Genomic DNA, 12,579 nt, shown 5'->3' on the forward strand with positions numbered 1-12,579 from the left:
TACTGGGGGAGTGAACCCGAATCCCGAGCGAGCCCGCCGGCGGTATACCTCACCGTTGCGGGAGGAGGCGGCGCGTCGTACCCGCGAGACGATCCGCGACGCCGCGGCGCGTCTGTTCGTTCGCGACGGTTACGTCAGCACCACCGTCAAGAACATCGCGGACGAAGCAGGAGTCGCCGTGCGGACCGTGTTCACCGCCTTTCCCGGTGGCAAGGCGGAGATCTTCCGCGAGGCACTCGACCACGCGGTGGCGGGCGACGGCGACCCGCGTGCGGTCACGGCGGACCCGGAGCCGAAGGGAGGCGGCAGCCGGGTCTCACACGTGGATCTGGTGGTGGAACAGCTTGTCCGCTACGGCACCGCGATGCTCGAACGTGCGGGTGGACTGCTCATGACCTCCGTGGAATCGTCCGGGGCCGACCCCGACATGCGTCGATTCGCCGCGGACGACGCGAAGGCGACGGCCGAGAACGCCCGCACCCTCGCCGAAGGACTCGAACACGCCGGCTGGCTACGTGAGGACGTCACCGTCGAACACGCCGCCGACGTCCTGTTCACTCTGAGCTCCCCGCAGGTGCACGCCCTGCTCCGACGCGAGTGCGGATGGGACGTCGATCAGTACCGGCAGTGGCTCTCCGGCACCCTCCGTGCGACGTTGCTGCGCAGGACCGCGCCGTGACGACGGCGCCCTGCCCGACCGCGCCGTGACGGGTTCGGTTCAGGCGTCGCCGCGATCGTCGAGGTAGAGCCACTCGCCGTTCTCCCGCACGAACCGGCTGTGTTCGCGCATGGAATCGGGCACCCCGGTGGCCGTCCAGTGAGCGCGGAAGTCCACCGTGCCGGTGGTGTGCAGAAATCCGCCGCCGGTGGTGTGCAGTACTTCGAGACCGGTCCAACGCTGGTCGGGGTCGAACTCGATCGAGTGTGGGCGCGTGGTCGGATGCCAGGTCCGCAGCAGGTGCGCCGCGTCGCCCACCGTGAATGCCGTGTACCGCGAACGCATCAGCCGTTCGGCGGTCGGAGCGCCCGCACCGGCCAGCAGTGACCCGCAGCATTCGGACAGGGGTACCCCACGACCGCACGGGCAAGGGGAGTCCGGGCGGATATCGGCTCGGCGGTCGGCTCTGCTCATGGCCCCAGTGTCCCCCGGGCAGGTCGCTCGGCCCACCTCGGGGCGGTGACCGCGGAGAATCCACATCGCCGCGTCGGCGCGTGCGGCGCTATGGGGAGCGGTCGATCCCCGATCGCGAATGATGTTCTCGGACCGCGCGCTCCGAAGCGTTCCATGATGCACAATGCCGAACATGAACGCGCAGCGCTATGTCGGGGTGGTGGGTCCGGGTGAAGCCACGCCCGAACAGCGACGTATCGCCCGCCAGGTCGGGGGACTCCTCGCCGGCCGCCGGGCCGTCGTGGTCACCGGCGGACTGGGTGGGGTGATGGCGGCGGCCTGCCGCGGCGCTGTGGAAGCAGGCGGGACGACCCTCGGTTTGCTGCCCGGGGACGACCGTGCCGAGGGCAATCCCTATCTGACGGTGGCTGTTCCCACCGGTCTCGGAGAGATGCGGAACGCGCTGCTCGTGCGCAGCAGCGACGCGTTGATCGCGGTGGGCGGCAGCTGGGGCACGATGAGCGAGATCGCGCTCGCGGTCCGGATCGGCGTTCCGGTCATCGCCCTCGGGGGCTGGAAGATGCCCGCTGCGGGAGTACTCGACGTCGAGTCGCCCGCCGAGGCCGTCGAGTGCCTGCACGCACTGTTGTGGCGCAAGGATCCGGTGTGATCCGACCGTGAAGACGACGGGCCCCATCGATCCGGACTGCTCTCCGGATCGATGGGGCCCGCTCTCCGTGTGCCCTGGGGCGCGAACCTACGAGTTGGTGTTGGCGAGTTCGTACCGTCGGCGGTACTCCTCCTTGGAGGTCTCGCTGATGTCCACGTCGGCCGCGCGGGCGCGCAGGGCGCCGACGGTGGCCTTCTCACGCGGGATGTGTGCGAACGGATCCCAGTCGAAGAAACGCGCGGCGTTCGCGAAGGTGATCTTGTCGATCTCCTCGTCGGTGCACTCGCACGCGTCGAGTTCCTCCTTGAGCATCTCGGGGGAGTTCGGCCAGGTGGAGTCGGAGTGCGGGTAGTCGCATTCCCACGCGATGGTGTCGATGCCGAGCCGATCACGGTTGTTCAGGCCGCTCGGTTCGGTGATGTAGCAGGCGAGGAAGTTCTTGCGCCACACGTCCGTCGGGCTCATCCCGGCCGGCAGGAAGCTCGTGCCGGTCCAGGACTGGTTGACGATGTGCCGGTCGAGACGGTCGAGCCACGGGGCGACCCAGCCGACACCGCCCTCGCTCATCGCGACCTTCAGGTCGGGGAACTTCTGGAACGCGCCGCTGAGCATGATGTCGGTGGCTGCGATGGTCGAGATGAGCGGCGTGAGGATCATCATGTCGTCGATGTTGAAACCTGCCGGCCGCTTGACCAGGTTGATGCCACCGCCGATGTGCAGGGACAGCACGATGTTGTGCTCGACGCAGGCCTTGAAGATCGGGTCCCAGTAACCGGACTTGAAGTCGGGATAGCCCTCGCCGACGCCGTAGGGCGTCTCCGGGATGCTGATGGAACGGCATCCCATGGCGGCGATGCGCTCGATCTCCTTCACGGACTCCTCGGGGTCGTAGAACGGAACGATGCCGATGGGGATGAATCGGCCCGGGTGGGCGTCCGGGACCTCGCCGACGACCCAGTCGTTGAAGGCCTTCAGTGCGGCGAGGGAGAGTTTCTTGTCGGGCAGACTCGCGAGGTGGGTGCCGGCGAAGCCGGGGAAGGTGGCGAACAGTGTCGCGGCGAGGGTGCCGTTGGCGTCCATGTCGCGTACGCGCAGGTCCATGTCGTAGACCCCGGGTCGCATCTCGGCGTAGCCGGTGGGGTCCATGCCCCACTCGTGCTTGGGCCACGACACCACGGCGTTGAGGCCGGAACTGCCGACGACGGTGCCCTGGAACTGCCAGGCCTGCACGTTGGGGTTGCGGGGGTGGGCGGTGAGTTTGGGAGCCTGGTCCATCAGGCTCTTGGGGAAGTGCTTCTCGAAGATGTCCGCGGGTTCGACGACGTGGTCGTCGATGCTGATCATCACCATGTCTTCGGTCTTCATCGAATCCTCTCCCTGGGCTGCGCAAAGGTCCTGCCGGCGTCGGCGCTCGCGATGAGAACTAGATTTCCGTATTCGAGAACATAAATCAAGGAGTCCTGCATATCGCGTGGATTCGGGGAGCCTGATTCGTCGTCCTCACCGCTGATCAGTATCGAATTCTGTCCGGAAATCAGCGCATTGTCCCACGATTCGTCGTCTCCCGACGCAATCTCACCACCCCGGGCATGCAGAATTAGATTCTGGTTTTCGAGAGTGTGGCTGACTCGAAGGGTTCGATACTTGCTCCGGGTTGTCGAGGAGAAGTTGCGGGATGTCAGGAAAAGACAAGAATTCTTGACATGAAATGACAAGCAGAGTTTACTTTTGACGTGACCGACACACCGAGGAGCAACAGGGTCCGAGAATTCCGCAAACGGGCGGGACTCACCCAGGCTGCGCTCGGCGAGGCGGTCGGCGTCAGCAGACAGAGCATCGTCTCGACCGAGAAGGGCGACTACGCGCCCAGTGTGTACCTCGCCTTGCGTCTCGCCACCAGACTCGACACCACGGTCGAGGAACTGTTCCCGCTCACCACCAAGGAGTCCTCATGACGGTCTTCCTCAAAGCCGCGCGCGTCATCGGCGACCTCGACGACGAGTTCTACCGCGACGAGCGGCAACGCGACGTATGGAACGAGGCCTCGGCGGTGGGATTCCAGTTGACGCAGTGGGTCGCACTGGCGGCGGCGGCACTGCTCCCGTGGCTCGCCGGCCGCCCCGGGGCGTGGACGGCGATCGGAATCCTGGTCGCCTGGTTCATCGTCTCGATCGTGACCCAGCTGTACGCGCGACAACGCGACGTCGACCTGTACGCCACGGCGAAGCTGTGGCGACCCCGCAGTGCCGCCGCCGCTGCGCTCTACCTCGTCGGCGTGGTCGGGATCTTCCTCCGCCTGCATTACGACAGTGAACCGTTCGAGAACGACCTCGCGACCTGGGCGGGGCGGATCACCGGCGCGGCCGTGGCACTCGCTCTCCTCGGCGGTGGGTTCGCCTGGAACCGGCGGCGGACCCGCCGGCGCCGGGCCGAAGAAGATGCGCGCGACGCTCTCGAACCCTGAGCAGCACCTCTATCCGGAATTCCGATCCCGTACGAGCGCCGCGACCGGCAGGGAATCGAGCAGATCGACGATCCGGACCCGCCCGGTGAAGGTGCGCCCGGTCAGGGCGTCCGCCCACTCGCCGTCCGGCAGGTGGAGTGCCGTGTCCTTCCAGCCGGAGCGCGACAGCGCCGCGGTGTGGCGGGAGGACACGGCGAGCACGTCGAGATCGTCCGGTGCCGGACCACGACCGAACGCGAGGAGATGCTCGGCGGCCGGGCCGGTAGCGAGTATCGGCACGTAGGCCCCGCCGACGAAGCTCTCCGGACGTTCGCGGCGCAACCGGAGTGCCGTGCGCACGATGGTGAACTTCGCCGGGGCCGCATCGTCGCCGACGAGCAGTCTCCGGCGGACGTCGAAGTCCACCGGCCGTCGATTGTCCGGGTCGACGAGCGAGTCGTCCCACAGTTCGGTGCCCTGATAGACGTCGGGCACACCCGGACCCAGCAGCTGCAGCAACTTCTGGCCGCACGAGACGGCCGCGACGTGCGGTTCGACCTCCGCGACGAACGCGCTCAGCTCGCCCGCGACCGGTCCGTCGAAGATCGCGTCCAGCCAGCGGTCCACGGCGGCCTCGAACTCCTCGTCGACCTCGGTCCAGGTGGAGCGGGTCCCGTTCTCCCGCAGCGCTTTCTGCGTGTAGGCGTGAACCCGGTCGCGCAATTCTGCGGTCACCACTCCGTCGAGCGGCCACACCCCGAACAGGGTCTGCCACAGGAACAGGCCGATCGCCGGATCCGGTGCGGGCGCACGGTCGTTCCACGGCCCGAGCCGGCGCGACCACTCGTCGGCAACCTGCGAGAGCACGCCGATCCGTGCCCGGACGTCCTCGCTGCGCTTGGTGTCGTGGGTCGACAGGGTGGTCATCGCCCGCGGCCAGTGCCGAGCCCGCTGGGTCCATGCGAGATGGAACTCGGCAGGGGAGACGGAGAAGCGGCCGGGTTGCCCGCCCACCTCCTGCAGCGAGATCAGCCGCGCCGCACGGTAGAACAAGCAGTCCTCGACCGCCTTGGCGGTCGCGGCCCCGCACACCTGGCCGAAGCGTGTCGCGGACTCGCCTCCGAGTGCCATCGCCCGGGCGAATACCGCGAGCGCGGTACCGAGCGAGGGATGCGAACGGGCGAGATCGCCAACGAGGCGCGGCACCAGGGTCGCGAGCGGCGCGTAGTCGGCGCGGTAGACGGGAAGCTGTGCGGCGACGGCGATCACGGCCTCGTGCAGCGCCGCGTCCTCGCACTCGGTGTCGCCGGTCTCACGCCGGATCGCCCGCACGAGTCGGCGCACCTCGGGTGCGAGCCCGTTCCCGAGCACCGACCGCTTGAGCTCGTGTTCGCGTGCGTGCAGCCACGACGCGTCGCCCTCGGTGCCGGTGAACCTGCGCGACAAGGCGTTCAGTTCCGGTTCGCCGGACGGATCGACGAACACCGCCGACAGTTCCCCGAGCGCGTCGTAGCCGGTGGTGCCGTCCACCGGCAGGGTGGCGTCCAGCGGCTCGGCGTCGCCGAGGATCTTCTCGATCACGAGCCACCGCTCGGGGCCGATCACCTCGCGCAGGCGCGCGAGATAACCGGACGGGTCGGCGAGACCATCCGGATGGTCGACGCGGATCCCGTCGACGAGATCGTCGGCGATCCACGACGCGACCTGCTCGTGCGTCGCGTCGAACACCTCCGGATCTTCCACCCGCACGGCGGCGAGATCGTCGACGGTGAAGAAGCGGCGATATCCGATCAGCCCCGAGTTCCATGCCACGAGACGGTAGGACTGTCGCGCGTGGATCTCCTCGCCGGTGCCGTCGCCGGTTCCGGGAGCGATGGGAAATCTCTTGTCGTAGTAGGCGAGCAGAGGTTCGTCGCCGGAGTGGTCGACGGTCAGTTCACGGACGTCGTCGTCGGACCCGAGCACCGGCAGGGCGATCCGTCCGTCCGCGCCGTTGTCGTCGGTGAGGTCGAGATCGAAGAAGGACGCGTACCGGGACCCGGACCCGTGTTTCAGGACGTCCCACCACCAGGCGTTCTGGCGCGGGTCGCTCACACCGACATGGTTCGGGACGATGTCGACGACCAGTCCCATGCCCCGCGCGCGTGCCTCCCGCGACAATCGTTCGAGCCCCTCGCGGCCCCCGAGCGACTCGGAGACGGTGCGGGGATCGACCACGTCGTATCCGTGGGTGGATCCGATGGTCGCGCTGAGGACGGGGGAGAGGTAGACGTGGGAGACACCCAGGGCGTCGAGGTAGTCGAGCAGGGCGACGGCGTCGGCGAAGGTGCACTCGTCGCCGCGCATCTGGAGTCGGTAGGTGGACAACACCGGCGCAGGTTTCCCCGCACCGCCGCTGTTCACACCTGCCGGCTCCGGAGCGCCTGGCGTCACCGGGTTCTCCGGAGCACCAGCACCGCGCGCGCCTGCACCCGGACCGGTTTACCGGCGACGACCGTCTCCTCCCGCAGACCGTCGGGGACGTCGGTGTCGAGCGCGACCGTCCACTCCTCGGCGTGCGGGCCGTCGGGGGTGACGAACTCGATCGGTTCGTGATGGGCGTTGAAGCACATCAGGAACGAGTCGTCGACGACGCGCTGTCCCCGCTGATCGGGCTCGGGGATGCCTTCGCCGTTGAGGAAGACCGCGAGGGACTTGCCGAAACCGCTGTCCCAGTCCTCCGGCATCATCTCGTCGCCGGCCGGGGTGCGCCACGCGATGTCGCGGGACTGATCGCCGCTGCGGATGGGCCGGCCCTCGAAGAAGCGGCGGCGCCGGAACACCGGGTGCTCGGTGCGCAGCGCGATCACGTTGCGGGTGAACGCGAGCAGTTCGGCGTTGGACTCGGCGAGCGACCAGTCCACCCAGGACAGTTCGTTGTCCTGGCAGTACACGTTGTTGTTGCCCTGCTGGGTGCGACCGAACTCGTCGCCGTGGGCGAGCATCGGCGTGCCCTGCGACAGGATCAGCGTCGCGAGCATGTTGCGCTGCTGGCGCCCGCGCAGCGCGAGGACGTCGGGATCGTCCGTGGGGCCTTCCACCCCGCAGTTCCACGACCGGTTGTGCGACTCGCCGTCGCGATTGTCCTCGCCGTTGGCGTCGTTGTGCTTCTCGTTGTACGACACCAGATCCGCGAGGGTGAAACCGTCGTGGGCGGTGACGAAGTTGATCGACGCGCCGGGACGCCGGCCGGTGTCCTCGTACAGATCCGACGAGCCGGTCAGGCGCGACGCGAACTCGCCGAGGGTGGCAGGTTCGCCGCGCCAGTAGTCGCGGACCGTGTCGCGGTACTTGCCGTTCCACTCGGTCCACTGACCGGGGAAGTTGCCGACCTGGTAGCCGCCCTCACCGATGTCCCAGGGTTCGGCGATGAGCTTGACCTGCGAGACCACGGGGTCCTGCTGGACGAGATCGAAGAAGGCCGACAGCCGGTCGACGTCGTGCAGCTCGCGAGCCAGGGTCGACGCGAGGTCGAAGCGGAAACCGTCGACGTGCATCTCGGTCACCCAGTAACGCAGCGAATCCATGATCAGTTGCAAGGTGTGCGGGTGACGGGCATTGAGGCTGTTGCCCGTTCCGGTGTAGTCCATGTAGTAGGCCTTGTCGTCGTCGACGAGGCGGTAGTAGGCGGCGTTGTCGATACCGCGGAAGCTGATGGTGGGACCGAGATGGTTCCCTTCGGCAGTGTGGTTGTAGACCACGTCGAGGATCACCTCGATGCCGGCCTCGTGGAAGGCCCGCACCATCGCCTTGAACTCGGCGACCACCGCGCTCGGCTTGTTCGAGGACGAGTACTCGGTGTGCGGCGCGAAGAAGCCGAAGGTGTTGTATCCCCAGTAGTTCCGCAGGCCCTGGTCGAGCAGCACCTGGTCGTGCATGAACTGGTGCACCGGCATCAGCTCGATCGCGGTGACCCCGAGGTCGAGGAGATGGTCGATGATCGCCGGATGCGCGAGTCCGGCGTAGGTGCCCCGCATGTGCTCGGGGACGTCCGGGTGCGTCGCGGTCATGCCCTTGACATGGGCCTCGTAGATGACGGTCTCGTTGTAGGGGCGCCGGGGCTGGCGATCCATCGCCCAGTCGAAGAACGGGTTGATCACCACCGTCGTCATCGTGTGGCCCAGCGAATCCAGTGCGGGCAGCTCCGCGGCGGCATCGGCGGTCTGTCCCGTTGCGATCGCCTCGGGTTCGACCTCGTCGGCGGACGCGGTGTCACCGCTGTCGGTGTCCTCCGGACCGTCGTCCGTGGCCGGGTCGGTCTCGGGTTCGGCGCCGGGCAGCGGGTAGGAGAACAGAGACGGATCGCCGTCGAACGAGCCGTCGAACGCCTTTCCGTACGGATCGAGGAGCAGTTTGCTCGGATCGCACCGGTGTCCGTTCTCGGGGTCGAACGGGCCGTGCACGCGATAGCCGTAGCGCTGGCCGGGGGAGATCGTGGGAAGGTATGCGTGCCAGACGTATCCGTCCACCTCTTCGAGCGGGATACGGGTCTCCGTCCCGTCGCGTGAGATGAGGCACAGTTCGACCTTCTCGGCGATTTCGGAGAACAGCGCGAAATTCGTGCCTGCCCCGTCGTAGGTCGCGCCGAGGGGGTACGGGGATCCCGGCCACACTTCCAGTGTCTCGGGCATCTCGTCGGTAGCGCTCGCGTCGGTGGACTCCATGCCCGCCAACAGTAGTCTTCCGGCGGTCCGGGCACCGGGTGAGCGCGTTACCACCAGCCGGTGGCGGGACCGAGTTGTCTGCCGAGCTCGGGCGTCAGGGTGCGGACGTAGGTCGTGGTGAGGTGGTTCTCGTCGCGGTAGATGAGGATGTTGCCCTCCACCGCCCGGCACAGGTCCGGTCGGCAGAACTTGTCGGACAGGTCGAGCAGCGACACGGTGGGCAGATGCGCGGAGGCGGCGACGGCCGGGTCGACCGGGTCCAGCGCCTCGTCACGGGGCACCCCGCACGTCTCGGCGTTGCCGCCCCTCGCGAGGCAGTCGGCGGCCCGGTACGCGACGTCCTCCCGGAAGAGCCACGGGTTGTCGCGGATCGCGACCACTGGGATGCCGTAGTCGGCGAGTGTCTGCCACAGGTCGACGTACCAGAACGGAACGAAGTCGCCCGGCCCCTCGCCCTGGTCCTTGGTGCGCGTCGATGTGGTGAACACGTAGTCGGGCGGATCCGCGCGCAGTTCCGCGAGCACGGCGGTCGACCACGTGTCGCACTCGACCGTCGGGGACTCCTCCACGAGCGGGGCGCGCGGATCGGACAGTGGGCAGCCCACCTTGAGATAGGTGTCGAGGCGGAAACCGTGTTCGATGCCGAGCGCGTCGAGCGCAGCGAGCCAGTGCTCCGAATGCGACCCGCCGACCAGCACCATGCGGCGCGTCGCGAGCGGATCACCGTAGGTGCAGGTCAACGGTGTGCGATTGGTGTGCTGGGCGATGCAGTTGTCGAGCGTCGCGGGAGGCAGGTCGCGGTGGGCGACCAGCAGCGGCGGTTGCACCGGCTGCGGCTCGGAGGAGACGGCGGGATCGAAGACGGCGGCGCCCGGATACAACTCCGCCGGCAACGCCGAGGTGCGCTCGACCGTCTCCGCCGAGCGGTCGACGTGGGTGTGCCAGAGATTGCCGGCCCCGGCGAGCGCGACGGCCGCGACCGTCACGAGACCGACCACGGCCGTCCTGGACGGCCGAGGAGGTTCGACGCGGCGGAGGGGCTCCTCGAACCACCGGGTCGACGCCTCGGCGAGCAGCAACGACAGGACGATCACGCCGAGCCCGCCCACGAGACCGACCGACGGGTGCCCGCTCACGATCAGGTAGCCGATGAGGAGCGGCCAATGCCACAGGTACAGCGAGTAGGCGATCGCCCCGAGACGCACCATCGGTGCGGACGCCAGCAGTCGCGCCGACGGTGTGTCGGGCTCGGCACCGGAGCCGACCCCCGCCACGACGAGTGCCATCGCCGCGCCGACGGGCACGAGCGCCCACGGGCCGGGGAACAGGGCGTTGCCGTCGAGGACGAAACCGCACGCGAGCAGCACGACGAGCGCGAGCCCACCGAGCACGATCCGCAGCACACGCGGAACCCGCAGCCACGGCGACAGGCACACGAGCAGTCCGCCGAGGGTCAGCTCCCACGCGCGGGCGGCACTGTCGTAGTACAGCCACGACTGCGCCCGGTCGGAGAGCACCGCGTACGCCAGCGACGACGCGGTGAGTACCGCGAGCAGCACCGTCAGCGGGACACGCACCGGAACCGACATCCGGCGCAACAGCCACGCGCAGCCGAACACCACCGCGAGCGCCGCGATGTAGAACTGGCCCTGCACCGCGATCGACCACAGGTGCTGGAGTGGACTGACCATCGGATCCGCAGCGAGATAGTCGCTGGCGGTGAGGGCGAGGTACCAGTTCTGCACGAAGAGCAGCGACGCCCCGGTCTGGTCGGCCACCCCGAGCCACTGTGTGAACGGCTGCAACACGACCGTGGCCACGGCGACGGCGGTGAGCACCAGGACGAGCGGGGGCAGCAGGCGCCGGCCGATCCGCCGCAGGACGGGCCGCGGGTCGAGCGGCGCAGAGGATTCGGCGGTCCGGAGGAGCGAGCCCACGAAGAAGTAGCCGGACAGTGCCAGGAAGACGTCGACACCGCCGGAGACACGACCGAACCAGACGTGGAAGATCACCACGAGCGCGATCGCGAGACCACGTAATCCGTCGATGTCGGCACGGCGCACGGAGCGCCTGCCCGCTGTCCGCGCGGCACTCCCGAGTTCCTGTCCCGAGGTGTGGACGGACATGTGACGGATACCCCCGGTGTCTTACGTGTTCGGCTGTAACTGCGACGCGGCCGGCGAGCGCACCGGACGATTGCCGTGAGCGTCGTTCACGGTAACTGGGGCAGACTACGCGGCTGCAGTCCGTGACTGCCAACCGCCTACAGTCTGGGCGTGGGCAACTCTCCTTTCTCGGTCGAGCGGATCCGCACCCTCGACGGTCGGCACCTCTGGCACCCCTACGGCGCGTTTCCGGCGACCACCGAACCCTTGGTGGTCGACCGTGCTCACGGTACCCGGATCGTCCTCGCCGACGATCGCGAGCTGGTGGACGGCATGAGTTCGTGGTGGGCCGCGGTCCACGGCTACAGGCATCCCGTCCTCGACGCCGCGGTCCGCGACCAGCTCGACAGGATGAGCCACGTGATGTTCGGCGGCCTCACCCACGAGCCCGCCGCGCGGCTCGCCGAACTGCTCGTCGGCATCACCCCGGAGGGTCTCGACACGGTCTTCCTCGCCGATTCGGGTTCGGTGTCCGTCGAGGTGGCCGTGAAGATGGCGGTGCAGTACCAGCGTGCCGTGGGCAGGCCCGGGCGGCGTCGCCTGCTCACCTGGCGCGGCGGTTACCACGGCGACACCTTCGCCCCGATGAGCGTGTGCGACCCGGAGGGCGGCATGCACGCGCTGTGGACCGACATGCTCGCGCGGCAGGTCTTCGCCCCCGCCCCGCCTGCACACTTCGATCCCGGCTACGTCGCGCAGTTCGAAGCGATCCTGCTCGAGCACGTCGACGAGCTCGCGGCAATCGTCGTCGAACCGGTCGTCCAGGGCGCCGGCGGTATGCGCTTCCACGATCCGCTCTATCTGCGCGAGCTGCGCAGGATGTGCGACGAGCACGGACTGGTTCTGATCTTCGACGAGATCGCGACCGGTTTCGGGCGCACCGGGGAACTCTTCGCGGCCGACCACGCGCACGTGAGCCCGGACGTGATGTGCGTGGGCAAGGCGCTCACCGGCGGGTACATGACACTCGCCGCAACGCTGTGCACCCGGGCCGTCGCGGAGGCGATCAGCGCGGGCGAGGGCGGCGGCGTGATGCACGGCCCGACCTTCATGGGCAACCCGCTCGCGTGCGCCGTCGCGGTCGCGGCGGTCGAGCTGCTGCTCTCCCGCGACTGGCGGTCCGAGGTGACATCGGTGAACGCGGGCCTGACGGAGGGACTCGCCCCGGCACGCGAACTGCCGGGCGTCGTGGACGTACGGGTGCTCGGGGGTATCGGCGTCATCGAACTCACCGACCCGGTGGACATGCGTGCGGCGACCGATGCGGCGGTTGCGGCCGGGGTGTGGTTGCGGCCGTTCCGCAATCTCGTCTACGCGATGCCGCCCTACGTGTGTTCGGCGGAAGACCTCGCAGCGATCACGACGGGGATGATCGCCGCCGCAGGCGCGAATGCCCGGTGAGCTGCCGGTCGAGGAACCGCGGTGAGGAACTCTGCGATCGCCTCGGCCACGGCGGCCGTTGTGGCGACTTGAACGGTGTTCAAGTA

General features: G+C 68.4%; 10 protein-coding genes. 5 read left to right on the forward strand and 5 right to left on the reverse strand.

What is annotated here, in order from left to right; translation table 11 throughout:
* Window positions 1-10: 10 nt before the first annotated feature.
* Window positions 11-679 carry a TetR/AcrR family transcriptional regulator gene (locus tag GON09_RS03305; protein WP_213930583.1) on the forward strand — a complete coding sequence of 223 codons (669 nt, stop codon included), beginning with the start codon at window positions 11-13 and terminating at the stop codon, window positions 677-679.
* A gap of 39 nt (window positions 680-718) precedes the next feature.
* On the opposite strand, the gene GON09_RS03310 is transcribed toward GON09_RS03305, so the two are convergent.
* Window positions 719-1,132, reverse strand: a complete 414-nt coding sequence (locus GON09_RS03310) for a YchJ family protein (protein ID WP_213930584.1) — start codon at window positions 1,130-1,132, stop codon at window positions 719-721.
* Between the two features lie 163 nt (window positions 1,133-1,295).
* Here GON09_RS03310 and GON09_RS03315 point away from each other — a divergent pair, with 163 nt between their 5' ends.
* Window positions 1,296-1,781, forward strand: coding sequence for a TIGR00725 family protein (locus GON09_RS03315; RefSeq protein ID WP_213930585.1), 486 nt, complete (start codon window positions 1,296-1,298; stop codon window positions 1,779-1,781).
* A gap of 87 nt (window positions 1,782-1,868) precedes the next feature.
* On the opposite strand, the gene GON09_RS03320 is transcribed toward GON09_RS03315, so the two are convergent.
* Window positions 1,869-3,146, reverse strand: a complete 1,278-nt coding sequence (locus GON09_RS03320) for an amidohydrolase family protein (protein WP_213930586.1) — start codon at window positions 3,144-3,146, stop codon at window positions 1,869-1,871.
* A 368-nt stretch (window positions 3,147-3,514) separates the two neighbouring features.
* Between GON09_RS03320 and GON09_RS03325 the strand changes: the two genes are divergently transcribed.
* Entirely contained in the window at window positions 3,515-3,736 is a 222-nt protein-coding gene (locus GON09_RS03325) for a helix-turn-helix transcriptional regulator (RefSeq protein WP_213930587.1), read from the forward strand.
* Window positions 3,733-4,245 carry a DUF2029 domain-containing protein gene (locus tag GON09_RS03330; protein WP_213930588.1) on the forward strand — a complete coding sequence of 171 codons (513 nt, stop codon included), beginning with the start codon at window positions 3,733-3,735 and terminating at the stop codon, window positions 4,243-4,245. The genes GON09_RS03325 and GON09_RS03330 overlap by 4 nt, the downstream gene beginning before the upstream one ends.
* A 9-nt stretch (window positions 4,246-4,254) precedes the next feature.
* Here the strand turns inward: GON09_RS03330 and treY are convergent, their stop codons facing one another.
* From treY to GON09_RS03345, 3 genes are read right to left on the reverse strand one after another with little or no spacing between them, the layout of a single operon-like run.
* On the reverse strand, window positions 4,255-6,594 hold the full coding sequence (treY, locus tag GON09_RS03335; protein ID WP_307854299.1) for a malto-oligosyltrehalose synthase: 2,340 nt from the start codon (window positions 6,592-6,594) through the stop codon (window positions 4,255-4,257).
* 59 nt (window positions 6,595-6,653) lie between these two features.
* Entirely contained in the window at window positions 6,654-8,927 is a 2,274-nt protein-coding gene (gene glgX / locus GON09_RS03340; RefSeq protein ID WP_213930590.1) for a glycogen debranching protein GlgX, read from the reverse strand.
* A gap of 47 nt (window positions 8,928-8,974) precedes the next feature.
* Entirely contained in the window at window positions 8,975-11,053 is a 2,079-nt protein-coding gene (locus GON09_RS03345) for an acyltransferase family protein (protein ID WP_213930591.1), read from the reverse strand.
* A gap of 150 nt (window positions 11,054-11,203) precedes the next feature.
* Between GON09_RS03345 and GON09_RS03350 the strand changes: the two genes are divergently transcribed.
* Window positions 11,204-12,493, forward strand: coding sequence for an adenosylmethionine--8-amino-7-oxononanoate transaminase (locus GON09_RS03350; RefSeq protein ID WP_213930592.1), 1,290 nt, complete (start codon window positions 11,204-11,206; stop codon window positions 12,491-12,493).
* The last annotated feature ends 86 nt before the right edge of the window (window positions 12,494-12,579 follow it).

This window comes from Rhodococcus sp. B50, from assembly GCF_013602415.1.
Lineage (GTDB): Bacteria > Actinomycetota > Actinomycetes > Mycobacteriales > Mycobacteriaceae > Rhodococcus.